The following is a 24,343-nucleotide window of genomic DNA, read 5'->3' on the forward strand; positions in this document are numbered from 1 at the left end:
CGTGGCGGGCTATCCGGCGCGTTCGCCCGCCACCTTGCGGCCCGCACCCACCACCTCCCGCAGCAGGGTCCCGACCTCCCCCACCGTCGTGTGCGGGTTCAGCAGTGTCAGCTTCAGCCGCACCCGCCCCGGCCCCTCCCCCGGCAGCTCCGTGCGCCCGACCACCGCCCGCCCGGTGCGCAGCAGCAACCGCCGCAGGCGGCCGTTCATCTCGTCCAGCGCCTCACCGTCCGTCACACCCGGCGGGCGGTAGCGGAAGAGGAGGACGGTGAGGACGGGGTCGGCGTGGAGTTCGAGGGACGCGTCGGCGCGGACGGCGTCGGCGGCGGCCAGGGCGAGGTCGTGGCAGGTGTCGACGAGGCGTCCCAGGCCGTCGCGCCCGAGGGTGCGCAGCGTGACGGCGAGCTTGAAGGCATCGGCCCGGCGGGTGGTGCGCAGGGAGCGGCCGAGCAGGCTGGGGTAGCCGGCCTGCTCGTCGTCGACCGGGTTGAGGTATTCGGCACGGCGGGCGAGCGAGACGTAGGTCTCGGCGCGGCGGACCAGAAAGACGCCGGCGGCGGCCGGTTGCCAGCCGAGTTTGTGCCAGTCGAGGGAGACCGAGTCGGCGCGGGCGATGCCGTCGAGCAGTGGGGCGAGCCGGTCGGAGAGCAGGGCCCCGCCGCCGTACGCGGCATCGACGTGCAGCCACGCGCCGTAGCGGGCGGCGAGGTCGGCGGCGGCGACGAGCGGGTCGACGGCGCCGGTGTCGGTGGTGCCGGCGGTGGCGACGACGGCGATCGGGGTCCGGCCCGCCCAGCTGGCCTCGGCCAGTGACCGCTCCAGCTCCTCCTCCCTCATCCGGAGCTGCCGGTCGACGGCGACGGGGACGACGGCGCGTTCGCCGAGCCCGAGCAGCGCGGCGGCGCGCTGGACGGAGAAGTGCGCGGCTTCGGAGGCGAGGATGCAGGGCCGGACGCCCGCCGGGATCCCGTCCAACTCGACGATGCCGTCGAGCTTCTGGTCGCGTGCCAGCATGAGCCCCATCAGGTTGGACTCGGTGCCGCCGGAGGTGAGCACCCCGGTGGAGCGCCGCGGGTCGTAGCCGACCAGTTCGGCGAGTTCGGCGAGCAGCGCGGTCTCCAGCGCCGTGGCCGCGGGGGCTTGGTCCCAGGAGTCCTGGGACGGGTTGAGGGCGCTCACGGCGAGGTCGGCCGCGGCGGCGACGGCGAGCGGCGGGCAGTGCAGGTGGGCGGCGCAGGCCGGGTCGGCGGGGTCGGCCGCTCCGTAGGCGAGGAGTTCGGTGAGCCGGGCGAGTGCGCCGCGGCCGCCGGTCGTGGCCAGGGCGTCGGCGACGAGCGCGGCGATCTCGGCGGGGCTGCCCGCCGGCAACGGCCCGGACCGCATGGCGATGCCGGTGTCGAGGGCGTCGAGGACGGTGGCGAGAAGCGGCGCGAGGGAGCCCGGTCCGGCGGCGCCGCCGGCGAGGGCGTCCGACGGGGTCTCGCCGCCGGGCAGCCCGACCGGTCCGGGCCCGAGGCCGCTCACCGCTGCGTCTCCCCCGCACCACCCGCCGACGGCACCGCAGGGGCCCGGGTCGCCGCCCCGGCCCGGGAGCGGGAACCGGTCGACGGCCCGGACCCGGTCGACGGCCCGGACCCGGCCTCGGCCGCGGCCGCGATGGCCTCCGCCAGCCGCTCCAGCACCGCCGCCACCTGCTCGTCGGTGATGGTGAGCGGAGGGAGCAGCCGCAGCACCGCGTCGTGGCGGCCGCCGAGTTCGACGATCAGGCCCCGTTCCAGGCACGCCTCCCGCACCCGTACGGCGAGTGCCGGGTCCGCCGGGTGGGCCCCGCAGGCGTCGGCCTCGACCGTGGGGTCGACCAGTTCGACGCCGACCATCAGCCCCCGCCCGCGCACGTCGCCGATGACCGGCAGTTCGTCCGCGAGTGCCCGCAGCCGGGCGGTCATCCGCTCGCCGACGACGGCCGCCCGCTCGACCAGTCCGTGCGCCGCGACGTACCGGAGGGTCGCGGCCCCGGCGGCCATGGCGAGGGTGTTGCCGCGGAAGGTGCCGGTGTGGGCGCCGGGCCGCCACCCGTCGTAGTCCTCGCGGTAGACGACGACGGCGAGCGGCAGGCTGCCGCCGATGGCCTTGGAGAGCACCATCGCGTCCGGGACGACGCCGCTGTGCTCGACCGCCCACATCGCGCCGGTGCGGCCGACGCCGGTCTGCACCTCGTCCACGATCAGCGGGATGCCGCGTTCGGCGGTGATCCGGCGCATCTCGCGCAGCCAGCCGTCGGGCGCGGGGACGACGCCGCCCTCGCCCTGGACGGCTTCCAGGACCATGGCGGCGGGCGGCACCACTCCGCCGGAGGGGTCGTCCAGCAGCCGCTCGACGTACGTCGCGGCGAGGTCGGCGCCGGCCTCGCCGCCGACGCCGAACGGGCAGCGGTAGCCGTACGGGTAGGGCAGCCGGACGACCTCGCCGCCGCTCGGCAGGGGCTCCTTGACGGCGACGTTGCCGGTGAGCGCGAGGGCGCCGGCGGTCATGCCGTGGTACGCGCCGGTGAAGGCGAGCGCGCCGGAGCGGCCGGTGGCGGTCTGCGTCAGTTTGAGCGCGGCCTCGATGGCGTCCGTCCCGGCCGGGCCGCAGAAGTGCACGCGGGCGCGGGTGGCGAACTCGGCGGGCAGGCTGTCGAACAGGGCGCTGGTGAAGTCGTCCTTCTCGGCGGTGGCGAGGTCGAGCAGGTGCAGCGGGGCGCCGCTGTCGAGGGTGCGGCGGATGGCCTCCAGCACCACGGGGTGGTTGTGGCCGAGGGCGAGGGTGCCGGCACCGGAGAGGCAGTCCAGGTAGCGCCGCCCGTCGGCGCCCTCGACCGTCATGCCGTTGGCGCGGACCGGGACGATCGGGAAGGAGCGGGCGTACGTCCTGGCGGCGGACTCGCGGACGCGCTGACGGCGCAGGATGGCCTCACCGGCGGCCGGGGCTCCGGAGGCGGCCTGGACGGGTACGGCAGCGAGCGACACGACAAACCCCCAGGAGAAGTTAGGTAAGCCTAACTTTACCGGTCCTGACCTGGAGGGATGCCAGCGGGGCACCCAAAATCACCCGCGCGAGTGAACCTCTCCCGATTCCGCCCCGCCCCGCTCCTCGACGCCCCCGGCCCTTCCAACGACCGCCGCACCGAAAGGTCACGGCCCGAAAGGACGCAACCCGGAAGAGCGCGACCCGGAGGAGCACGGAAGGCACGCCCCCGGGGGAACCGCACCCCGCGAGGGGCGCGCCCACGGCGGGCAGCACCGCCGAACCGCCACGCCACCGGGCGGTCACGTCGCCGGCCCCGGAGCGCTCAGGCCTTCGCCTTCCACCGGTAGCAGAGCTCCGGCCGCCCGACGTTGCCGTACTGCGGCTCCCGCACCGCCCGCCCGGTGTCCACCAGGTGCTCCAGGTACCGGCGTGCGGTGATCCGCGAGACCCCGGCGGCAGTGCCCGCGGCAGCCGCCGACAGTCCCGTGGCGGCCTCCCGCAGCACGGAGGCGACCGTGTCCAGGGTCGGCGCGCTCAGCCCCTTCGGCAGGGTGCTGCGCTCGGGGGTGCGGAGCAGGGCGAACGCCTGGTCCACCTCGTCCTGGCCGGTCGCGTCGCCGGTGCGTCCGAGGCTGTCGCGGTAGCGGGCGTAACGCTCCAGGCGGTCGTGCAGGGCGGCGGCGCTGAACGGTTTCAGCAGGTACTGCACGACTCCCGCCGAGACCGCCTGCCGGACCATGGCGAGGTCGCGGGCGGAGGTCACCGCGATGACGTCGGTGCTGTGGCCGGCTGCGCGCAGCGTCCGGCACAGCTGCAGGCCGTGGCCGTCCGGCAGGTAGAGGTCGAGCAGGGTGAGGTCGACCGGGGTCCCGGCGGCGCGGGCCCGGTCCAGGAAGCGCAGCGCGTCGGCGCAGCTGTGGACGGTGCCGGCGGCGTGGAAGCCGGGCTCGCGCTCGACGTACAGGGTGTGCGCGGCGGCCGCAACCGGGTCGTCCTCGACGACCAGCACGGAGATCCCCGCCGGGCCGGTTCCGCCGTGCGGGGTCATGCCGGGACTCCTTCCGGTGCGCGCCCGGCACGGCCCTGACCGTCCGGTGCCGGCCCTTGCCCCGCCCGCTCGCCCGGCCGCCCCGGCGGCCCCACCGGCTCCGGCGTCGCCGCCGGGGCGACCGACTCAACCGGCCCCACCGATTCAGCCGCCCCCGCCGACCGGCCAGCCAGCGGCAGCCGGACCGTCAGCACCGCCCCGACCTGCCGCCCGACCTCGACGGTGCCGCCGTTGCGCCGGGCGGCCTGGGCGACCAGCGCCAGGCCGAGGCCGTGCCCGCGGCCGTCCTGCTTGGTGCTCCATCCGCGCCGGAACACGTCCTCGACGGCCGAGGGGTCGATGCCCGCGCCGGTGTCGGCGACCCGCAGCAACAGGCAGTCGCCGTCCACACCCGCCCCGACACCGCCGCGCGCACCACCGTCGAGTTCGCCGCCGTCACACGAACCGGCATCACACGAACCGGCATCACGCGAACCGGCGTCACGCGAGCCTGCGCCGTCGATCCGCGCCGTGACGGTGACCTCCGGCGGGACGGGGCTCTGCGCGGCCCCGGCGATGGCGGCGTCCACGGCGTTGTCGATCAGGTTGCCGAGCACGGTGATCAGGTCCCGGGCGGAGAGTCCGGGCGGGAGCACCCCGTCGTCGATCCGGCTGTCCTCGGTGAGGGTCAACTCCACTCCCCGCTCGGCTGCCTGGGCCGCCTTGCCGAGCAGCAGTGCGGCCAGCACCGGCTCGCTCACCGCCGCGACCACCCGATCGGTGAGCTGCTGAGCGAGTTCGAGTTCGGCGGTGGCGAACTCCACCGCCTGTTCGTGGCGGCCGAGTTCGATCAGCGAGACGACGGCGTGCAGCCGGTTGGCGGCCTCGTGCGCCTGGGCTCCGAGCGCCTCGGTGAAGCCGCGCACGGAGTCCAACTCGCCGCTGAGCGACTGCAGTTCGGTGTGGTCCCGGAGGGTGACGACCCGGCCGAGGCCGGTGCCGATGGTGGAGGTGTTCAGCACCACGACCCGCTCGGCGGTGAGGTGCACCTCGTCCCGGACCGGCTCCCCGCCCAGGACGGCCGCCACCAGCGCTTCGGGCAGCCCCAGCCCGGCGAGTTCCCGCCCGTCCACGTCGCCGGTCAGGCCGAGCAGTTCGCGGGCGGCGTCGTTGCACAGCACGACGCGGTGCGAGCGGTCGAGCAGGACCAGCCCCTCGCGCACCGAGCGCAGCGTGGCCTGGTGGTACTCGTAGAGGTGACTGAGCTCGTCCGGTCCCATGCCGTGAGTGTGGCGCCGCAGGCGGGAGTTGGCGAGGTAGGTGCCGGCGCCGCCGAGCGCGAGCGCGGCCACCGCCACCCCGACCAGGGCCATCAGCGGACCGCTGAGCTGCGCGGAGATCGACTCGACGGTGAGGCCCACGCTGACCAGGGCGACCACCCGGTGCCGGTCGTCCCACACCGGCGTGACCACCCGGACGGACGGGCCGAGCGTGCCGGTGTACGTCTCGCTGCGGGTCTGCCCGGCGAGCGCCCAGTCGATGTGCCCGAGGTAGCGCTTGCCGATCTGTTCGGGCAGCGGGTGGGTCCAGCGGACGCCGTCGGTGTCCATGACGGTGATGAAGGAGACCCCGGTGTCCGTCCGCACCTGCTCGACGTACGGCTGGAGCACCGTGGTCGGGTCGGGGCCGGTCACGGCCGCCCGGACGGACGGCGAGTCGGCGACGGCGTGGGCGACCGCGGTGACCTGGTTACGGGCCGCGCGCTCGTTCCGGTCGGCGGTGAAGAGGTATGCGAGGACCGCACCGCCCGCGACCACGGCGGCGACGATCACCACCTGGACGACGAACAGCTGCCCAGCCAGGCTGCGGACCAACCGACGCGGCAGCAGCCGCGGCCGGCGCGACGAACCGTGCGGGCGGGCCGGCCCGTGCGGGCGCGACGGGCGGAGCAGGCGGTGCAGGGGGAGCCGACGGCGCCGGGCGGTGGGGGCGGTGCGCTCGGACATGCCAGCCAGTGTGCACCACGCAGGGCGCGGCGGACCCCGGTGCAGCAACCGTGAACTCTATGAACGCAAACGTGACCTCCGTCACGCCCCGGCCCATAGTCGGATCGGCCCACCACCCGGGGCCGCCAGGACTGCAGGGCGAAGGAGCCGCAGATGTCGATCGCTGGAGCCGCAACGGCGGGGGGACCCAGACACAAGGACCGGACCCACTACCTCTACCTCGCCGTGATCGCCGCGGTGGTCGCGGGTGTGGTGGTCGGGCTGGCCGCCCCCGGCTTCGCCGTGGAGCTCAAGCCGGTCGGCACCGGCTTCGTCAACCTGATCAAGATGATGATCAGCCCGGTGATCTTCTGCACCATCGTGCTGGGCATCGGCTCGGTGACCAAGGCCGCGAAGGTCGGCAAGGTCGGCGGCCTCGCCCTCGGCTACTTCCTCCTCATGTCGACCGTCGCACTGGCCATCGGCCTCGTCGTCGGCAACCTCCTGGAGCCCGGCGGCGGCCTGCACCTGACCGCCGCGCTCGCCAAGTCCGGCCACGCCCAGGCGGCGGCCGGCGGCTCCCAGTCGACCACCGACTTCCTACTCGGGATGATCCCCGACACCATGTTCTCGTCCCTCACCCAGGGCAAGGTGCTGCAGACCCTCCTGGTCGCCCTGCTCACCGGCTTCGCCCTGCAGGCGATGGGCCCGGTCGGCGCCCCGGTGCTGCGCGGGATCGAGCACGTGCAGCGGCTGGTCTTCCGGGTCATGGCGATGATCATGTGGGTCGCGCCGATCGGCGCCTTCGGGGCGATGGCGGCCGTGGTCGGTGCCACCGGCACCGCGGCGCTGAAGAGCCTCGCGGTCATCATGATCGGCTTCTACCTGACCTGCGCGCTGTTCGTCGTGGTGGTGCTGGGCACCCTGCTGCGCCTGGTCGCCGGGGTCAACGTGTTCGCGCTGCTGAAGTACCTCGGCCGCGAGTTCCTGCTCATCCTCTCGACCTCCTCCTCCGAGAGCGCCCTGCCCCGCCTGATCGCCAAGATGGAGCACCTGGGCGTCAGCCGCCCGGTCGTCGGCATCACCGTGCCGACCGGCTACAGCTTCAACCTCGACGGCACCGCGATCTACCTGACGATGGCGTCGATCTTCATCTCCGAGGCGATGGACAAGCCGATGTCGATCGGCGAGCAGCTCTCGCTGCTGGTGTTCATGGTGATCGCGAGCAAGGGGGCGGCCGGGGTCACCGGCGCCGGACTCGCCACGCTGGCGGGCGGGCTGCAGTCGCACAAGCCCGCGCTGGTCGACGGGGTCGGCCTGATCGTCGGCATCGACCGCTTCATGTCCGAGGCCCGCGCACTCACCAACTTCGCGGGCAACGCCGTCGCGACCGTGCTGATCGGGCACTGGACCGGTGAGCTCGACGCCGAGCGCGCCCGCCGGGTGCTGGCGGGCGAGGTGCCGTTCGACGAACTCACCCTGGTCGACAACCACGGCGCCGACGCCGGGAGCCCGGCACCGGAGGCCTCGCCCGAGGCCGTCCCCGCCCAGGGCGCCGCGCCCGCCGCCGTCTGAGCGACTGCACCCCCTCACTCCCCCGGTCCGGCGCCTCCCACCAACCCCCGGAAACGGCGCCGGGCCGGGGGTCCTCCTTTTCCCCGACCCCGGTACGACCAGCCGCGCGCAACCCCGCCGACACGACTCCGAGCGGCCACGGCCGGGCGGTCACGGCCGGGCGGTCACGGCCGGGCGGCCACAGCCCGGCGGGTCACGGCCGGGCGGCCACAGCCCGGCGGGTCACGGCCGGGCGGCCACAGCCCGGCGGGTCACGGCCGGGCGGCCACAGCCCTTCGGTGTCGACCTTCGCAGTCACGGCCCTCACGACCACGGCCCTCACGACCACGGCCCGGCGGTCACAGCTCCTGCGAGCCGCTGACCGCCCAGGCCACCCCGCTGGCCGGATCCTCCAGCGCGACGTGCAGGTGGTGCAGCCCGGCCGCCGGTTCCTGCCAGGTGAAGCAGCGCATCCGTTCCACCAGCGCGTTCACCTCGCCCGACCCCGGCCCGTCCGCCCCGGCCATCGCGACCAGCGCCCGCCACAGCCCCAGCCTCCCGTGCGCGCAGCCCTGCGCCCGCCCGACCGCGGCGGCCCGCACCAGCGCCGGGTAGGCGAGCGCGAACGGCAGGTACCCGCCGACCACCCGTCGGCCGCGAGCCAGCAGGGCGGCTGCCAGCGGGGCCTCACCACGCACGCACACCACGTCCGCCCACGGTGCCAGCGCGCCCAGCTCCCCCAGCGCCCGGGTGATCCGCTGCCCACCGGGCCGACCGTTCGTCCGCGCCACCGACACCGGCAGGTCCACCACCCCGAGCCCCTCCCGACTGGCCGGCAGGGTCAGCAGCGCGCTCCGCGCACCTCCGCCGGGCAGGTACTCCCGCACCCTCGCCGACTCCTCCCACCCCGCCGACTCCCACGGCTCCAGCCGCAGCGGCACGCCCTCCGGGTCGGGCTCGGCCCCGTAGGAGAGGTCCTCGCCGAGCAGCACCCGGGTGTGCGCGACCAGCCGGCGCACCGGCGCCGGGCCGAGCAACGGCGCCAGCCTCAGCCAGGAGTGCCGGGTCGCCAGCACTTCCCAGAGCGGGCCGGCATCATGGTCGGCCACCCCGGCGACCGCGCCCTCGCCGCCGTCCCGGTCGAACAGTCGGACGGCCAGCTCGGGCGGCGCCGCGTAGGCGATCAGGTGGCCGAGCGGCGCGGTCAGGGACGCCGCGGTCTCCTCCCCCGCTTCGACCACGGCGGCCGCCCGGCCCTGCCGGTAGGCGGCGAGCAGCTCGTGCCAACGGCCGTCCTCGGCCAGGGCGCGCAGGCGGCGGTCCTCGTACGTGATCACGATTTTCAGCGTACGGGCCGGGGGGACGCATCAGCTGACTTGCCGTCAGCTCGGTGCGTCGTACCGCCGGGCGGCGGCAATCCGGCCGGCGGCGCTCCGGGCAGCAGGCGGCGGGCGGCGAAGGGTGGGCGGCGGGCTGCGGGCGCTCCGGACGGCGAGGCGGCGGGCGGCGGCACGAAGGGCGACGCCCGGCTGCTATCCGCGACCCCGTTCGCGCTCCCGTTCGAGGACGGCGCGCAGCCGCCCGTGGGCGCGACGGCGGGTGACGGCCAGGGTGCTGCGGTGCAGCCCGAGCAGTTCGGCGGCCTCGTCGACGCTGTAGCCATCGAGGTCGACCAGCGCCACGGCGCGGGCCTGCTTGGCGGTCAGGAACCCCAGCAGTCGGACCACCTCCCAGCGCGCCTGCAACTCGGTCAACCCGCCCGCCCTCGGATCGGACCCCGCACGGTCCCTCCCGACCCCCGCGCCCGCCTCCGGCACCTCGGGCACCGGTATCTTCCGGCGATCCCGGCGCCACTGGTCGCGCAGGATGTTCACCATCGTGGTGAGCGCGTAGGCGTACGGCTGCGGGTGGCCGAGGAAGCGCTCCGGTCGGCGGGCGATCCGCAGGTACGCGTCGTGGACGACGTCCCCGGCGGCGAGCGGGCTCCCGGTGAGCGAGGCGGCCGCCTGCTGGAGCCTGGGCAGGAGGTCGGTGAACACCCGGTTGAACTCGGCCGATCGACCACCGGCCGATCGACCGCCCGCCCCGCACGGGCCGAAGCCCTTCCCGGGCTCGCCGTCCATCCGTCGACCGCTGCAATCCGCCATGCCGTTCTCCCCGGAAATCGGCACCCGAACGCCCCGCCGGGCCCGGCCACGGCGCCATCGGGCGCGTTGTGACGCAGGTCACATCATAGTTCGCCGCCATCACCTTGCGCAGCCGTTCGCCCACAATGCGCCACCGACTCCGCGGCGGCGGATGACGCATGACAGATGACAGCTGACAGATTTCGAAATCTGTCAGCTGTCATCTGTTCGCTGAAACCCGTCGCCCGAGCGCCGCCGGCCCTCCGCTCCGACGCCGCCTCACCCCCGGGCCGTCGGCGCGGCATCCGCGAGCAGCCGGGCGGCACGCACCCGGCCGGCGTGCTCCACGAGGTTGATCAGCACCTCCTTGCCCGACGAGCGGTGCCGCGCGTCGCAGAGCAGCACGGGCGTACCGGCGTCCAGGTCCAGCGCGCGGGCGACCTCACCCGGGCCGAACTCCCGGGTCCCGGCGAAACGGTTCACCGCGACCACGAACGGGATGCCCCGGTTCTCGAAGAAGTCGACGGCCGGGAAACAGTCCGTCAGCCGCCGGGTGTCGGCAAGCACCACGGCACCCAGCGCGCCCTGGGCCAACTCGTCCCAGAGGAACCAGAACCGGTCCTGTCCCGGGGTGCCGAAGAGGTAGACCGCCAGGCCCTCACGGATGGTGATCCGCCCGAAGTCCATCGCCACCGTCGTGGTGCTCTTGCGCTCCACGCCGTCGAGGTCGTCCACCCCGCGCCCGACCTCGGTCAGCCGCTCCTCGGTGCGCAGCGGGCGGATCTCGCTGACCGCGCCGACCAGGGTCGTCTTGCCGGCCCCGAAGCCGCCCGCCACCAGGATCTTGAGGGCGAGCACGGTGCCGTCGGGGTCCTCCGTCGCGAACGCCCGGGACGCCCGGTCCGGCCTGGACGACCCGGACGACCCGGGCGCCGCGGAGGGCCCCGGCGGATCGAACGGGCCGGGCGAGGCGGACGGACCGGACGGGCAGGACCGCTGGTCAGAGTGCGCGGAGTCCATGGATGACCTCCTGGAGGATGCGCTCGTCGGGGAGCAGGGCGGGCGGGACAGGACGGTTGACCCGGATGAGCCCGGCCGCCAGCAGGTCGCCGAGCAGTACGCGCACGACGCCCACGGGCAGGTCGAGTTCGGCGGCGAGCTCGGCCACGGACAGCGGGGTGCCCCGGCACAGCGCGAGGATGCGTGCCTGTTCGGGCCCGGCCGGCGGCTCGGGCGCGTCCGGGGCGAGCGCCGGGTCGGGCAGGTCGCAGACGACGACGGCGATCAGGTCGAGCTGCCGCCCACCGGTTCCGGTGCGCCCCCGGGTCACGGCGTACGGGCGGACCAGCGGGCCCGCCTCGTCGTCGTACCACCGGGCCCGGTGGGCGGCGGCGAGCGGGTTGCGGGGTTGGCGGGCGGGATCGGCCCGCGGGTGTTCCGGATGTCGCCCGGGGGGCGGGCCCTCGGGGGACGGTCGGGGCATCCGGCTCACCAGCCGTCCGCCGCGCGCGGCGCCGTGCTCAGGTGCTCGCCGACCCGGCGGACCAGCCTGGCCGTCTCGTAGGCGATCAGACCGAGTTCGGCCCGGGAGTCGGCGAACACGGACAGGCAGGTGCCCTCCCCGGCCGCCGCGACCAGCAGGTATCCGCCCTCCAACTCGACCATGGTCTGGCGGACTTCACCCGCGTCGAAGTACCGGCCGGCACCCTTGGCCAGGCTGTGGAACCCGGAGGCGACCGCCGCCAGGTGCTCACCGTCCTCGCGCGGCAGACCGGCCGAGGTGCCGATGGCCAGTCCGTCGGCGGACAGCATCACGGCGAAGCGCACCTCGGGGGCGCGCCGGACCAGCTCGTCGAGGATCCAGTTCAACTCTCCTACGCGGTGGGTGGTGCCGATCACGGGTGCTCTCCTTCGGGTCGGGGTGGGGTCAGTGGGCCGCGCGGGCCCTGCGGCGGCGGATCGGCGGGCTGCCGAATGGTGGGCCGCCGTGTGGTGGGCTGGTCGGCGAACCGGTCCGTGGGCTGGTCAGCGGGCCGGTCCGCGGGCCGGTCGGACCGTCCGCCGTCGGGGCGTAGGCCACGCACCCACCCGTTCCGGAAGGCCGCCACCGCCGCACGCGCCGCCTCGGGGCTGCGGTTCTCGGGGCTGCGGTTCTCGGGATGCCCGGGGCGCTCATGGTCTCCGGGATTCCCGGGGTGCCCAGGGTGCCCAGGGCGCTCAGGCTGTTCGGGGCTCCCGAGTCCGTCGGGTCCGAGACGCTCCGGACCGCGACTTCCCCGGCCGCTGCTTCCCGCGCCGTGGCTCCCGGAGCTGCGCCCCGAGGGGCCCGTACCGGGCGCCGTGGCCGGGTCCGGGGCGGTGCCGGTCGTACGGCCGGTGTGCGCGCCCGGTCCCGGTGCCCCGCGCAGTTGCGGCACGAGGCTCGCCTGACGGGTCCGGCGCGGCAGTTCCCCGGGCCCCGGATCGGGCCTGCGTCCACCGGGCGCCGGGGTGGCCTCCGGTCCGGTGCGGTTCGGCTGCGGCGGCCCGGACTGCGGACGGGCGGCGGCACCCCGGCCCCCGTCCGCAGCCGGGTCTGCCCTCCGGGCCCCGGAGGCCCGGAGGGGAGCGCGGCGCACCGGGCCGGGGTCGTTCCCCCGGACACCGAACGGCAGCAGCGCCCCACCCTCCGGCGGCGGCCCACCCACCGCCGGAAGTCCCGTCTCCCCAGCATCGCGCGGGGTGTTCCCGCCCGTCGGGGCGAACTCCCGGTCGGGCCGGCCCGGGTGGGCGCTCCCGACCGGGACCGGCTCGGCGTCAGTGCCCGGCCGGACGTCCAACTCGACGACGGGGTCGTACGGTTGGTACCGATCGCCCGCCGCCCGGACCGCCGCCCCGTCGGCCAGCAGCGCGGTCGGCAGCAGGACCACCGCGGTGATACCGCCGTACGCGGAGGTCACCAGCGAGATCCTGACGTCCTGCCGCCGGGCGAGCCGGCTGACCACGAACAGGCCGAGCCGGTCGCTGTCGAAGAGGTCGGTGCATTCGGCGGCGGCGATCCGGCGGTTGGCCGCGTTCAGGGCCTCCGGCCCCATGCCGAGGCCCCGGTCCTCGATCTCCAACGCGTAGCCGTTGCCGACCTGTTCGCCCCGGATGTGCACCCGGGTGTGCGGCGGGGAGAATCCGGTGGCGTTCTCGACCAGTTCGGCGACCAGGTGGGCGAGGTCGGCGACGGCGTGCCCGACGACGGCGGCACGCGGCAGCGGGTGCACCTCGACCCGGGCGTACTCCTCGACCTCCGAGACGGCCGCGCGCACCACGTCCACCAGCGGGACGGGCTTGCGCCAGGCCCGGCCGGGCGCGGCACCGGAGAGGATGATCAGGCCCTCGGCGTGCCGGCGCATCCGGGTGGTGAGGTGGTCGAGCCGGAACAGGTCGGCCAGCTCGGACGGGTCCTCGGTGCGGCGCTCCATCGCGTCCAGCAAGGTGAGTTGGCGGTGCACCAGGACCTGGCTGCGGCGCGCGAGGTTGACGAACACCCCGGAGACCCCGGACAGCACCTCGGCCCGCTCGACCGCGGCCGTCACGGCCGCCCGCTGGACGGTGCCGAGGGCCCGGTGCACCTGGCCGATCTCGTCGTCCCGGCCGGCCGGCCGCGGCGCCTCGGTCTCGACGTCCACCTCCTCGCCCGCCCGCAGTTTCCGCATGGTGGAGGGGAGTTTGCGACCGGCCAGCTCAAGTGCCTCGTTGCGCAGGCCGATCAGTTCGGTCACCAGGCCGCGCCCGATCTGCACCGAGATCACCAGCGACGCCACCACGCCGAGCAGGCCGAGCAGCACCGCCGTCCCGGCCGGGGTGAACAGGCCGAGGGCGTAGGGGTTCCGGCGCTCGGCGGCGACCCGTCCGGCCTGGTCCTCGACGGCGCGCAGGCTGCTCTCGACGTTCCCGGCGACCATCGCCCACCGGTCCGCCGGCACGGCCGACACGGCCGCACGACCGTCGGCGGCCGCACGGACCAGGTCCTCGTACCCGACCAGCTCGCGGTGGTCCCGGCCGCCGGTGACGGCGAGCAGCGCCTCCCGGTCGGCGGGGCCCAGGTCGGCGGCCGACCCTCGCTCGAACTCCCGCCGGGCGAACGCCGTACCGGAGAACTCCCGCAGCTGCTCCTCGCCGAGCGCACCGGAGAACCGGGCCGCGCGCAGCAGCGCGTCCTCGCGGGCCAACAGCTCGCGCGAGCGCGCCAGTTCCAGCAGCACCCGGACGTCACCCGCGACCGCGTGCTCCTGTTGCGGCGCGACGGCACCGGCCGCGGCGAGTGCCCGGTCGACGGCCTCGCCGTACGCGGCGTACACCTCGGGCCAGCCGACGCTCCGGGCCAGCACCCCTGCGCGCAGCTCGGGCAGGGCCGCGAGGGCGGCGCCGAGGGCGTCCAGGCGGGCGGCCGCGTCGGCGCCGAGGCCTTGGGCGTCGGCGCGGTTGTAACCCCCGTCGGGGTGCCGGGGATCGGGGAACAGCGGGGTGATCGCGCGGTCGGTGGCCGCCGAGGCCTCGCGCAGGGCAGTCTCCCGGGCGGCGGTGGGGGCGGTCGCCGAAGCCGCCAGCAGCTGCCCGGCCGCGGTGCGTTCCGCCTGCAGCCCGGCGACCGCCTCGGCGACGGGGGTGAGCACGGTGCGTTGGGCGTCGCGCTGGCGCAGGAGGTCCCAGACGCCCTGCGCGGCGGTGACGGTGGCGAACCCCCACAGGGCGATGATCGAGACGACCGGGACCATCAGCAGGGCGATGATCCGGGCGCGGACGGTGCGGGGGCGAAGGCCGCGCAGCCAGGCTCCGGGGTGCGGCGGCCGGACGGACGGGCCCGCGTGGGCACCCCGGCGGGCACCGGGGGCGGCGCCGCGGTCTTCTCGCATCGGTGAGGAGCCTTTCGGGCAGGACGGGGGCTGAGCCGGGACTGGGCCGGGCGGTGCTGGGCAGGGCTCAGCGGGAAGGGCTCAGTGGGGAGGGCCCAGCGGGGAGGGGAGCACGTGCACGGACGGTGTGGTCCCGCCGCTCAGGCCGCTCGGTCGTGCCGCTCCGCGCCGTACCGCTCAGCCCCGGACCCGAGCCCGGCCCCGATCCCGGCTCCGAGCCCCTCCGCGGTCCCGCCCGAGAGCCCGGCCCCGGCTCCGAGCCCGGGGAAGGCCGGCTCCGGCGGTCCGGGTGCGGGACGCGCGGCCGCGGCGGGGAACTCCTCGATGGCCAGCTCGCCGGCCTCCCGGTGGCCGGCCCGTTCCCGCACGGTCGGTGAGAGTGCCACGAAGGCCGAGGCGAGGAAGAGGAACGAGCCGAGGCCGACGGCCAGCGGGAAGACGAATTCCATCGGGCCGGCCCCGCCGAGGCCTGCCCTGGCCGGCTCCAACCGGACGTGCACGGCGGCCATCCCGGTGTAGTGCATGCAGCTGACGGCGAGGCCCATGACCAGTGCGGCGGCCCCGGCCGCGAGGACGTTGCGGATGGTGACGGCGGCCCAGAGCGCGGCGGTGGCGGCACCGACCGCGACCAGGACGGACAGGGCGACCGTCCCGGCGTCGTAGCGCAGACCGGCGTGCATCCGTACGGCGGCCATGCCCAGGTAGTGCATCGCGGCGACGCCGATGCCGGTGGTGACGCCGCCGGCCAGCAGGGCGAGGCCGCGGTGCCCGCCGTAGCAGACGACGGTCAGGCCGAGGCCGGTGACCAGCACCGCGACGACGAGGCTGAGGACGGTCAGCGGGACGTCGTAGCGCAGCTCGGTGCCGTCGACGGTGAATCCGAACATGGCGACGAAGTGCATGGTCCAGATGCCGGAGCCGATCGCGGCAGCCGCCGTGACCAGCCAGTTCCTCCGGGCGGCACCGCTCGCGGCCAGACCGCGCAGCGTGCAGCGCAGTCCGAGGGCGGCGCCGGCGCAGGCCATCAGGTACGAGAGGGCAGGGGTCAGCCAGCCGAGGGTGAGGTGGTTGAGGGTGCCCATCGGACCTCCGGTCGACCGGTCGGGCCCGGGGCGGTACGCGGTGCGCCCGGGCACCCGGGCCGGGCGGACTCCGTGCGACCGGCGGCGAGGGCGGCCGGGTCCGTGGTGACCGGGTCTCGTCATATGCCAGCCGCATGTGCGCTTTCGGCCTGGGGTGCGTGGGACGCTATCGAGGGGCCGGAAACGGCCACCCGAAGATCCGAAAAGCTGCCCGCAAATGGCGAGCGATGTGTTCGAATAACCCGGTCGTATGCCCGGACGGCTGACGGAACGGCCGGCGGCCGGCGGCGGACAGCCGGCAGCGGCCGGCGAACAGCAAACAACGAACGGCGAACAGACGACAGAGTCTGAAATCTGTCATCTGTTCACTGTCATCTGCCATCTGTTCGCTGTCATCCGTCCGCCGCCCGGGCCCGGCCGGCTGTCAGCCCCCGGCCGTCACCCGGATCCGCATCGGGCTCGCCGCCCGCAGGGTGATCCCCTGGGCGAGCGCCACCCGCCGGTCCACGGCCTCCACCTCGAAGTCCCGCAGCAGCAGCCCCAGGGTCAGCACCGACTCCAGCATCGAGAAGTGCTGCCCGATGCACGCCCGCGGCCCCCCGCCGAACGGGAACCAGGCGTAGCGGTGCCGGGCCCTCTCCTCCTCCGGCAGGAAGCGGTCCGGGTCGAAGCGTTCCGGGTCCGCCCAGTGGTCGGGGTGCCGGTGGGTGACCAGCGGTGCGACGACGACCTGCGCCCCCGCCGGGATGACGTACCCGTCGATGACGGTCTCGTCGACCGCCCGCCGGCCGACCAGCGCCGCCGCCGGGTAGAGCCGCATCGCCTCCTTCAGCACCCGCGTGGTGTACGGCAGTGCTTCCAGGTCCGCCGCCGTCGGTGCCCGTCCGGCCAGGACGGTCCGGGCCTCCTCCTGGGCGAGCTTCCGGTGTTCGGGGTGCTTGGCCAGCAGGTGCAGCGCGAAGGCCAGCGAGACGGCCGTGGTCTCGTGTCCGGCGACCAGGAACACCAGGACCTGGTCCCGGAGTTCGGCCGGGTCCAGCCGCTCCCCGTCGTCGTCGCGCGCCCTCCCGAGCAGCGTGAGCAGGTCGTCCGCGTCCTCGTCGCCCCCTCCGCGCGCGGCCCGTTCGGCGATGATCCGGTCGCAGACCCCGTACAGCGCCCGCTGCGCCCCCAGGCCGCGCCGGTTGCCCGGGGTCGGCCAGGTGCGCGGGACGCGGACCGGGGCGAAGCCGCGCTCCTTGACGTACTCGCCGAGCACCGGGAAGTTGTGCGCCACCACGGCCACCGCCTCCTCCACGTCGGCACCGAAGAGGATCCGCGCGACCGTCCGCATCGCGAACCGCGACATCTCCTCCGCGGCGTCCACCACCCCGCCCGGCGCAGCCCGCCAGCGTTCGGCGAGCGACTCCACCTCCCCGGCGACGGCGGCGGCGTAGCCGTCCACCCGGCGACGGGTGAACAGCGGCTGGATCAGTCGACGCTGGCGCTGGTAGTCGCCGTCCTGGCTGGTCAGCAGCCCGTTGCCGACGCTGGTCCGCAGTTCGTCGTAGAACGAGTTCTCCTTGCGGAAGTTGGCCGCCTCGCCGGCCAGGACCTGCTGGACGCCGTCCGGGGAGAACACCGCGTGGAACGAGGTCCGCAGACCGGGTGGTCCGGCCTGGATCCGCACCACGTCCCCGTGGTCACGGCGGGCGGCGAGGTAGGTGCGCAGCGGGCGGCGGGTGAGGTCGAACAGCGATCCGACCAGCGGGTGTCCGGCCGGACCGGGTATGGGGGTTTCGGTGGCCATGGCGACTCCTTCTGCAACAGGGATGCGCACCGTCGACTGTACTGACGGGTAGCCAACGCGGGAAGGCGCGAGCACCGGGTCCGGGGACCGGCAACTCGCGCCTCCTGTCGGGCACCGCCTGCGCACGGCTCGACCGTGCGCAGGTCACCCCGCGCACCGGGCCCACGCGTTACGTGGGGCCCGCCCGTACGTGAGGCCCGCCCGCGCACCGGGCTCAGCCGCGCACGCGGGTCTACTCGTACTCGGTGCCGCCCTTGCGCGTCAGGTAGGCGTCGCTGACCACCTTGGCGATCGCCCGCCCGCCGGTCACCGGGCTCCAGCGCTCGGTCACCGTCCGCACCACGACGCCTTCGCGCAGGTGGACTTCACGTCCGGAGAAGGTCTCCCGGCCCTGCGCGTGCCCCAGCACGATCTCCGGGTCGAACGGCCCGCGCCACAGCTCGGGCACCAACGGCAGCTCGCCGTCCAGCAGTTCGGGCGCGGACAGCCAGGTCAACCGACCGCCCACCACCGCCGAGACGTCGAACGCCGCGAACCCGGGCCGACCGGCGCGCGCCGAGACCCCGTAGTTCAGGTCCTGCACGCCTTCGCCGAAGACCTCTCCGAAGATGCCGACCCGCTCGGCGCCGAGCCGCTCCGCCAGCCGGGCCGCCACCGCCGGGATGTCGTACGCGCGCACCGCCCGCCAGTACAGGTTGCGCTCGTCCTCGGCCAGCGACAGCCCCTTCGCGCCGATCCCCTTGGACGACACCTGCACCTCGCCGGTCCCGGCGGTGTACGTGACCAGGCAGCAGCTGCCGTGCAGCTTCTCGGTCAGCACCACCGGCTCGCCGGGCTCGAAGATGTCGGGGTACCGCTTGAGGTTCTCGATGTCGACCCAGGGCAGCAGGTCCGGGGCGCCGAGCACATCGCCGTTCATCGACGTGGGCACCGGGGGCTGCCACTTGACCACGCCGAGCAGTTCGGCGAAGTCCGCGCCCTGTTCGGCCGCGGCGGACAGGTCGGTGCCGGCGAGCGCGGCGGGCCGGCAGACGATGCCCTGGGACAGCTGTCCGCGCAGCCGTACCGCCCTCACCCGGTTCGCCCGCGAGCCGGCCAGCTTGCCGGTCAGACCCAGCTCCGCGATCAACTCGTCCGGGAGGACGGACTGTTCGGGAATGTAGACGGCGAAGTCCCCGGTCCGGTAAGCGCCCCTCGCGACCACCGCCCGGTAGAGGCCGACCTGTGCGAGCTCCAGAGCATCGGCATTCGGGTGCTCCAGGATGGTCAGCTTCTCGGCGGTGACGCGCAGCGTGGACATGGACGGGACTCCTCCCCTTGACTCGACCGCGGCGGCACGACTGCGCCACCCGGTCGCTTGGACGGACGTCCGTGCGTACGGGTGTACATGTGTACGGACGGCGACCACTCTGGCCCGTCGACCGCCCCCGGCGCGACGCATTTACCGTCGGCCCGGCCCTCGGAAGCCGCTCCCGGCGCGACGCATCCACCGCCGGCCCGGCCCTCGGAGACCGCTCCGGGCGCACCCGTTTGAGCCATCCCACAGCAGCTCCGAGGCCACTGGCCGCCCCCGGCTGTGCGAAGTGACAGGGGATTTATCGCTCGCATTTGCGGCACTATGATCGCCGTAATGGCCGCAACTGCGGTCAGTCCCTCGCGCCCCTCCCGGCGCGCACCCGGAGGGGAACCACCGATGAGCACCCGTACGACCGGCACCACCCGCAGACTCGCCGTCGCCGCCGCAGCCGCCCTCGTCCTCAGCCTCGGGGTCACCGCCTGCGGCAGCGACGGCGGCAAGTCCTCCGGCACCACAGCCGCGACCGCCGCCACCCAGGGCTCCTCCGCCTCGGGCGGTGCCGTGCCGAAGGCGAGCGGCGCCATCACCGTCTTCGCCGCCGCGTCGCTCAAGGAGACCTTCACCGAACTCGGCAAGAAGTTCGAGGCCGCCAACCCGGGCAGCAAGGTCACCTTCAACTTCGGCGGCAGCTCCAGCCTCGCGACCAGCATCAACTCCGGTGCCCCGGCCGACGTGTTCGCCGCCGCCAGCCCGGCCACCATGAAGACCGTGTCCGACGCGGGCGGCGCGAGCGGCCAGCCGACGACCTTCGTCAGGAACACGCTCACCATCGCCGTTCCCAAGGGCAACCCCAAGCACGTCACGGGCCTCAAGGACCTCACCGCCTCCGGTGTGAAGGTCGCACTGTGCGCGAAGGAGGTGCCCTGCGGCGCCGCCGCGCAGACCGCGCTCAAGGCCGCCGGGCTCGACCTCACCCCGGTCACCCTGGAGCAGGACGTCAAGGGCGCGCTCACCAAGGTCGAACTCGGTGAGGTCGACGCCTCGCTGGTGTACAAGACCGATGTGCAGGCCGATGCTGCGAAGATCGACGGCGTGGACTTCCCCGAGGCCGCCAAGGCCGTGAACGACTACCCGATCGCCGCGCTCGCCAAGGCCCCGAACAAGGACGGCGCCGCCGCCTTCGTCACGTACGTCCGGTCGCCCGAGGCCGAGCAGGTGCTGACCGCGGCGGGCTTCCAGGCGCCGTGAGCGACCGCACCACCGGATCCGGCGGGAAGCGCCCCGACCGGGGCCCCGGCCAAGCCGGGGGCAGCCAGGACGGCGGCAGCCAGGACCGTGCCGCCGGCGGCACGGCAGGACCCGTGCGGGCCCTGCCGCGGCGCCGGCGCCGGTCGCGCGGCAACCGCGTCCCGGTCACCCTGCTGCTCCCGGCACTGCTCGGACTGGCCTTCCTGGTCCTCCCGCTGGTCGGCCTGCTGGTCCGGGCGCCGTGGGGCGACCTGTCCGAGCAGCTCACCAGCCCCGCCGTCTGGGACGCGCTGCGCCTGTCCCTGATCAGCGCGACGGCGGCCACCGCCGTGTCCCTGGTCCTCGGCGTCCCGCTGGCCTGGCTGCTCGCCCGCACCGAACTGCCGGGCCGCCGGGTCATCCGGGCGCTGGTCACCCTGCCGCTGGTGCTGCCGCCGGTGGTCGGCGGCGTGGCGCTGCTGCTGGTGCTCGGGCGGCGCGGGATCGTCGGCTCCTGGCTGGACTCGGCCTTCGGCCTCACACTGCCCTTCACCACCACCGGCGTCGTGATCGCCGAGGCCTTCGTCGCGATGCCGTTCCTGGTGATCAGCGTCGAGGGCGCGCTGCGGGCCGCCGACCCCCGCTACGAGGAGGCCGCCGCGACCCTGGGCGCCTCCCGGCTGACCGCCTTCCGGCGGGTCACCCTGCCGCTGATCGCGCCGGGGATCGCCGCGGGCGCCGTCCTGGCCTGGGCCCGGGCGCTCGGCGAGTTCGGCGCGACGATCACCTTCGCGGGGAACTTCCCCGGCCGCACCCAGACCATGCCGCTGGCCGTCTACCTGGCCATGGAGTCCGACCCGCAGGCCGCGATCGCGCTGTCACTGGTACTGCTGGTGGTCTCCGTCGCCGTCCTGGTCGGGCTGCGCGACCGCTGGCTGTCGGCGCCGTGACCCGCCCCGCCGGGACCCCGGCCGCGGCGGTGGCGCCACGGCCCGCCCGCATCCCCCCGGCCATCCCGCCGCACGCCTGGACGCCGACTCCCAACGCCCGGAAGCCGACCCGATGAGCATCGACAGCCCCGCGAACGCCGCCGCCCTCGACGCCCGACTGCGGGTCGACCGGCCCGCGTTCACCCTCGATCTCGACCTCACCGCCGCCTCCGGCGAGGTGGTCGCGCTGCTCGGCCCGAACGGCGCCGGCAAGTCCACCGCACTGCGCGCCCTCGCCGGCCTACTCCCGCTCACCGACGGCCACCTGCGCCTCGACGGCCGCACCCTGGAGGACCCGGCCGAACGGGTGCACACGCCCGCCGAGGAACGCCCGGTCGGCGTGGTGTTCCAGGACTACCTGCTGTTCCCGCACCTCAGCGCCCTCGACAACGTCGCCTTCGGCCCGCGCTGTCAGGGCCGCCCCAAGCGCGCCGCCCGGGCCGAGGCCGCCGTCTGGCTGGAGCGGATGGGCCTGGCCGACCACGCCGCCGCCCGCCCCGGTCGGCTGTCCGGCGGCCAGGCACAGCGGGTGGCGCTGGCCCGGGCACTCGCCGCCCGCCCCCGGTTGCTCCTGCTCGACGAGCCACTGGCCGCCCTGGATGCCCGCACCCGCCTCGACGTGCGCTCCCAACTGCGGCGCCACCTGGCCGAGTTCGAGGCGGTGGCGGTACTGGTGACGCACGACCCGCTGGACGCGATGGTGCTGGCCGACCGGCTGGTGGTGATCGAGCACGGGCGCGAGGTGCAGTCCGGCAGCCCGGCCGAGGTCGCCCGGCGGCCGCGCACCGACTACATCGCCCGCCTGGTCGGGCTGAACCTGTACCAGGGCCGGGCCGAGGGCACCCGCATCACGCTCCCGGACGGCACCGTCCTGGCCACCACGGAGGAGCTGGACGGCCCGGCGTTCGTCGCCTTCCCGCCATCCGCGGTGACCCTCTACCGGGAGCGTCCGCAGTCCAGCGCGCGCAACCTGTGGCGGGCCGAGGTCGCCGGTCTGGACCTGCACGGCGACCGGGTCCGTGCCGAGCTGGCCGGCGACCTGCCGATGGCCGCCGACCTCACCCCGGCCGCCGTCGCGGAGCTGGAGCTGGCCCCCGGGGTGCCGGTCTGGGCCTCGGTCAAGGCCACCCAGACCCACGCCTACCCGGCCTGACGAGCCGCCCGCCGACCTGAACCTCCGCCCGCCCCGCTCGCCGGGGCCCACCGGTGCTACTCCGACGGCTCGACGAACCCCGACTCGTACGCGGCGATCACCGCCTGGGTACGGTCCCGCGCGCCCAGCTTCGCCAGCACGCTGCTGACGTGCGTCTTCACCGTCTGCACGCCGAGGAACAGCCGCTCGGCGATCTCCCCGTTGCTGAGACCGCCGGCGACCAGCCGCAGCACCTCCGCCTCGCGCTCGGTCAGCGCCGCCCGCTCCATGGCGGCGCGGGCGGTCGGGTTGCCGTGCCCGGCGGCCAGGCGGCGGATCGCGGCCGGGAAGAGCAATGACTCACCCGCCGCCACCAGCCGTACCGCCTGCGCGATCTCGGCCGGGCGGGAGCGCTTGAGCAGGAAGCCGTCGGCGCCCGCGCGCAGCGCCTGGTAGACGTAGTCGTCGTTCTCGAAGGTGGTCACGACCAGGATCCGCGGCGGCCGCTCCCCCGGGGTCCCGGTTCCCGATCCCGATCCGGTTCCCGTTCCGGGGCCGGTTCCCGTTCCGGGGCCGGTGCTGATGCCCGTGCCCGTCCCGGTGCCCGTCCCGATGCCGGTGCCGGTGCCGATGCCCGTGCGCAGCAGCTCACGAGTGGCCGCCAGTCCGTCCATCACCGGCATCCGGACGTCCATCAGCACGACGTGCGGACGCAGCGCGCGGGCCATCGCCACCGCCTCGGCACCGTCGGCGGCCTCCCCGACCACCCGCAGGTCGCGCTGCGCCTCCAGGACGGCCCTCAGCCCGAACCGGACCAGCTCCTCGTCGTCGGCGAGCAGGACGTCCGTCATCCCCGCAACCCCGCCGGCCGGACCGTCAGCCACAAGATCGTTCGTCACGATCCCAAGCGTAGGGGCAGCCGGACCCGCAGCACCCACTCCCCGCTGCCGTCCTGCGACGCCCCTGCCGCGGCCTCCCCGCCGAGCAGCGCGGCCCGCTCGCGGATGCCCCGCAGGCCCTTGCCGCCCTTGCGCGTTGCGGTGGCCGAAGGCCGTCCCGGGCCCGCCGGGGCCCGGACCCCGCCGGCCGGGGAGCGTGGTCCGCCGGACGAGGAGCGTGGCCCGCCGGCCAGGGGGCGTGGTCCGTTGCTGGCCAGCCGGTTGGCGCAGCTCAGCTCCAACTGCCCGTCCCGGACGGCGATGCGAACCTCGACGGGCTCTCCCGGTGCGTACTTGAGCGCATTGGTGACGCCCTCCTGGACGATCCGGTAGGACTCACGGGAGAGCACCCCGGGCAGCGAACCGGCCGCCACCTCGACCCGCGCCTCGACCGGGCTGCCGGCCGCGCGGGCGGTGTCGAACAGTGCCGGCAGCTGGTCGATGCCGGGCTGTTCGGTGGCCGTCCCGTTCGCCCCGGGCGGGGTCTCGCGCAGCAGGACGAGGGTGCGTTCGAGGTCCTCCATGGCCTGGCGCCCGGTCTCCTCGATGACTTCGAGCACCTTGGCGACGAACGCCGGATCCCCGACCTCGCGCGCCGCACCCGCTTGAAGGACCGTCACCGTCAGTGCGTGGCCGATCGAATCGTGCAGCTCCCGGGCCAACCGGTTGCGTTCCAGCAGCCGTTCGGCCCGCAGCTCGGCCGCCGCCAGTCGCTCCGCCGGGGACGGACCCAACAGCCTGACGGCCATGGCCAGTTGCAGGTGACCTACGCCGACCACCAGCCAGCCGAAGCCGAACAACGCCACCGGCAGGAGCAGGAGGTAGCGCGGTCCCTGCGGTCCGGCCAGCAGCTCGCCGGCCGCGTTGACGCCGAACGCGATCGCCATCCCGACCGCCGAACCGAGCGCGACCCGGCCGATCAGCCAGAGCGCGGTGCGCCACCGGTCGGCGTGGCTGCGGGAGGAGTCGGCGGCGATGTCCTGCTCGCGGTCGGGCACCAGCAGCAGCCGGGCCTGGACCCCCTCCGCCCGCCGCGCCGCCGGGATGAGCGCGACGAGCACCAGCAGCACGGAGTCCACCGCGGCGCTCTCCAGCAGGATCCGCGGGAGGGAGAGCCGGTACGTCCCCGGATAGACCAGCAGCACGACGCCCGCGAAGATCCACCCGACCAGGAGGTGCAGCAGCCGCGCGTACGTGGCACCGGCCAGCAACGGCGCGAGGATCCTCGGCACGGCGATCTTGGTCACCTGGCCATCCTGCCAGGCCACCGGAGCCTCCCGGATCCCGCTGCGGGCGTGAACA

The 24,343-nt window shown here is 75.0% G+C and carries 19 protein-coding genes; 4 read left to right on the top strand and 15 right to left on the bottom strand.

The features are described from left to right. Window positions 1–9: 9 nt before the first annotated feature. From ACFV04_RS04345 to ACFV04_RS04360, 4 genes are all read right to left on the bottom strand, one after another. Window positions 10–1,524 carry a pyridoxal phosphate-dependent decarboxylase family protein gene (locus ACFV04_RS04345; RefSeq protein ID WP_380526687.1) on the bottom strand — a complete coding sequence of 505 codons (1,515 nt, stop codon included), beginning with the start codon at window positions 1,522–1,524 and terminating at the stop codon, window positions 10–12. Then, window positions 1,521–3,008, bottom strand: a complete 1,488-nt coding sequence (locus ACFV04_RS04350; RefSeq protein WP_380340013.1) for a diaminobutyrate--2-oxoglutarate transaminase — start codon at window positions 3,006–3,008, stop codon at window positions 1,521–1,523. The genes ACFV04_RS04345 and ACFV04_RS04350 overlap by 4 nt, the downstream gene beginning before the upstream one ends. Before the next feature lie 323 nt (window positions 3,009–3,331). Further along, the gene (locus tag ACFV04_RS04355) at window positions 3,332–4,057 is read right to left on the bottom strand and encodes a response regulator (RefSeq protein ID WP_380526689.1); all 726 of its coding nucleotides are present in this window, start codon (window positions 4,055–4,057) and stop codon (window positions 3,332–3,334) included. Then, window positions 4,054–6,042, bottom strand: coding sequence for an ATP-binding protein (locus ACFV04_RS04360; RefSeq protein ID WP_380526691.1), 1,989 nt, complete (start codon window positions 6,040–6,042; stop codon window positions 4,054–4,056). The genes ACFV04_RS04355 and ACFV04_RS04360 overlap by 4 nt, the downstream gene beginning before the upstream one ends. A 153-nt stretch (window positions 6,043–6,195) precedes the next feature. Between ACFV04_RS04360 and ACFV04_RS04365 the strand changes: the two genes are divergently transcribed. Then, window positions 6,196–7,596, top strand: a complete 1,401-nt coding sequence (locus ACFV04_RS04365) for a cation:dicarboxylate symporter family transporter (RefSeq protein WP_380526693.1) — start codon at window positions 6,196–6,198, stop codon at window positions 7,594–7,596. 338 nt (window positions 7,597–7,934) lie between these two features. Here the strand turns inward: ACFV04_RS04365 and ACFV04_RS04370 are convergent, their stop codons facing one another. From ACFV04_RS04370 to ACFV04_RS04410, 9 genes are all read right to left on the bottom strand, one after another. Next, window positions 7,935–8,912 (bottom strand): hypothetical protein, encoded by a 978-nt coding sequence (locus ACFV04_RS04370; RefSeq protein WP_380340002.1) that lies wholly within the window; start codon window positions 8,910–8,912, stop codon window positions 7,935–7,937. A gap of 195 nt (window positions 8,913–9,107) precedes the next feature. Next, the gene (locus tag ACFV04_RS04375; protein WP_380526695.1) at window positions 9,108–9,722 is read right to left on the bottom strand and encodes an RNA polymerase sigma factor; all 615 of its coding nucleotides are present in this window, start codon (window positions 9,720–9,722) and stop codon (window positions 9,108–9,110) included. A 258-nt stretch (window positions 9,723–9,980) separates the two neighbouring features. Then, window positions 9,981–10,721 (bottom strand): ATP/GTP-binding protein, encoded by a 741-nt coding sequence (locus tag ACFV04_RS04380; protein WP_380526697.1) that lies wholly within the window; start codon window positions 10,719–10,721, stop codon window positions 9,981–9,983. After that, complete coding sequence (locus ACFV04_RS04385) at window positions 10,702–11,184, bottom strand: DUF742 domain-containing protein (protein ID WP_380339991.1); 483 nt, start codon at window positions 11,182–11,184, stop codon at window positions 10,702–10,704. The genes ACFV04_RS04380 and ACFV04_RS04385 overlap by 20 nt, the downstream gene beginning before the upstream one ends. A 5-nt stretch (window positions 11,185–11,189) precedes the next feature. Continuing rightward, the gene (locus ACFV04_RS04390; RefSeq protein WP_380339989.1) at window positions 11,190–11,600 is read right to left on the bottom strand and encodes a roadblock/LC7 domain-containing protein; all 411 of its coding nucleotides are present in this window, start codon (window positions 11,598–11,600) and stop codon (window positions 11,190–11,192) included. After that, a complete protein-coding gene (locus ACFV04_RS04395) occupies window positions 11,597–14,587 on the bottom strand; it encodes a nitrate- and nitrite sensing domain-containing protein (RefSeq protein ID WP_380526700.1) in 2,991 nt (996 codons plus the stop codon). Before ACFV04_RS04395 ends, ACFV04_RS04390 begins: the two co-directional genes overlap by 4 nt. Window positions 14,588–14,727: 140 nt before the next feature. Further along, entirely contained in the window at window positions 14,728–15,669 is a 942-nt protein-coding gene (locus ACFV04_RS04400; RefSeq protein ID WP_380339983.1) for an MHYT domain-containing protein, read from the bottom strand. A 424-nt stretch (window positions 15,670–16,093) separates the two neighbouring features. Then, window positions 16,094–17,458 carry a cytochrome P450 gene (locus ACFV04_RS04405; protein WP_380526702.1) on the bottom strand — a complete coding sequence of 455 codons (1,365 nt, stop codon included), beginning with the start codon at window positions 17,456–17,458 and terminating at the stop codon, window positions 16,094–16,096. Window positions 17,459–17,690: 232 nt separating this feature from the next. Further along, complete coding sequence (locus ACFV04_RS04410) at window positions 17,691–18,758, bottom strand: RNA ligase (ATP) (protein ID WP_380526704.1); 1,068 nt, start codon at window positions 18,756–18,758, stop codon at window positions 17,691–17,693. 393 nt (window positions 18,759–19,151) lie between these two features. Here ACFV04_RS04410 and modA point away from each other — a divergent pair, with 393 nt between their 5' ends. The 3 genes from modA (at window position 19,152) to ACFV04_RS04425 (ending at window position 22,124) form a co-directional block, all read left to right on the top strand. Further along, window positions 19,152–20,003: a molybdate ABC transporter substrate-binding protein gene (gene modA, locus ACFV04_RS04415; protein WP_380526706.1), complete on the top strand. Its 852-nt coding sequence runs from the start codon at window positions 19,152–19,154 to the stop codon at window positions 20,001–20,003. Then, window positions 20,000–20,932, top strand: coding sequence for an ABC transporter permease (locus ACFV04_RS04420; protein ID WP_380339975.1), 933 nt, complete (start codon window positions 20,000–20,002; stop codon window positions 20,930–20,932). The genes modA and ACFV04_RS04420 overlap by 4 nt, the downstream gene beginning before the upstream one ends. A 112-nt stretch (window positions 20,933–21,044) precedes the next feature. Further along, entirely contained in the window at window positions 21,045–22,124 is a 1,080-nt protein-coding gene (locus ACFV04_RS04425) for an ABC transporter ATP-binding protein (RefSeq protein WP_380526708.1), read from the top strand. A gap of 56 nt (window positions 22,125–22,180) precedes the next feature. Here the strand turns inward: ACFV04_RS04425 and ACFV04_RS04430 are convergent, their stop codons facing one another. Continuing rightward, complete coding sequence (locus tag ACFV04_RS04430) at window positions 22,181–22,954, bottom strand: response regulator (protein WP_380526765.1); 774 nt, start codon at window positions 22,952–22,954, stop codon at window positions 22,181–22,183. A gap of 44 nt (window positions 22,955–22,998) precedes the next feature. After that, window positions 22,999–24,288, bottom strand: a complete 1,290-nt coding sequence (locus ACFV04_RS04435) for a histidine kinase (RefSeq protein ID WP_380526710.1) — start codon at window positions 24,286–24,288, stop codon at window positions 22,999–23,001. Between the last annotated feature and the right edge of the window lie 55 nt (window positions 24,289–24,343).

This window comes from Kitasatospora sp. NPDC059599 (assembly GCF_042735125.1).
Classification (GTDB): domain Bacteria; phylum Actinomycetota; class Actinomycetes; order Streptomycetales; family Streptomycetaceae; genus Kitasatospora.

Excerpts from the sequence above, each read along its gene's own strand:
- ACFV04_RS04355 (WP_380526689.1), bottom strand. The coding sequence starts at position 4,057 with ATGACCCCGCACGGCGGAACCGGCCCGGCGGGGATCTCCGTGCTGGTC.
- ACFV04_RS04360 (WP_380526691.1), bottom strand. The coding sequence starts at position 6,042 with ATGTCCGAGCGCACCGCCCCCACCGCCCGGCGCCGTCGGCTCCCCCTG.
- ACFV04_RS04365 (WP_380526693.1), top strand. The coding sequence starts at position 6,196 with ATGTCGATCGCTGGAGCCGCAACGGCGGGGGGACCCAGACACAAGGAC.
- ACFV04_RS04375 (WP_380526695.1), bottom strand. The coding sequence starts at position 9,722 with ATGGCGGATTGCAGCGGTCGACGGATGGACGGCGAGCCCGGGAAGGGC.
- ACFV04_RS04380 (WP_380526697.1), bottom strand. The coding sequence starts at position 10,721 with ATGGACTCCGCGCACTCTGACCAGCGGTCCTGCCCGTCCGGTCCGTCC.
- ACFV04_RS04385 (WP_380339991.1), bottom strand. The coding sequence starts at position 11,184 with ATGCCCCGACCGTCCCCCGAGGGCCCGCCCCCCGGGCGACATCCGGAA.
- ACFV04_RS04395 (WP_380526700.1), bottom strand. The coding sequence starts at position 14,587 with ATGCGAGAAGACCGCGGCGCCGCCCCCGGTGCCCGCCGGGGTGCCCAC.
- ACFV04_RS04400 (WP_380339983.1), bottom strand. The coding sequence starts at position 15,669 with ATGGGCACCCTCAACCACCTCACCCTCGGCTGGCTGACCCCTGCCCTC.
- ACFV04_RS04405 (WP_380526702.1), bottom strand. The coding sequence starts at position 17,458 with ATGGCCACCGAAACCCCCATACCCGGTCCGGCCGGACACCCGCTGGTC.
- ACFV04_RS04410 (WP_380526704.1), bottom strand. The coding sequence starts at position 18,758 with ATGTCCACGCTGCGCGTCACCGCCGAGAAGCTGACCATCCTGGAGCAC.
- modA (WP_380526706.1), top strand. The coding sequence starts at position 19,152 with ATGAGCACCCGTACGACCGGCACCACCCGCAGACTCGCCGTCGCCGCC.
- ACFV04_RS04425 (WP_380526708.1), top strand. The coding sequence starts at position 21,045 with ATGAGCATCGACAGCCCCGCGAACGCCGCCGCCCTCGACGCCCGACTG.
- ACFV04_RS04430 (WP_380526765.1), bottom strand. The coding sequence starts at position 22,954 with ATGACGGACGTCCTGCTCGCCGACGACGAGGAGCTGGTCCGGTTCGGG.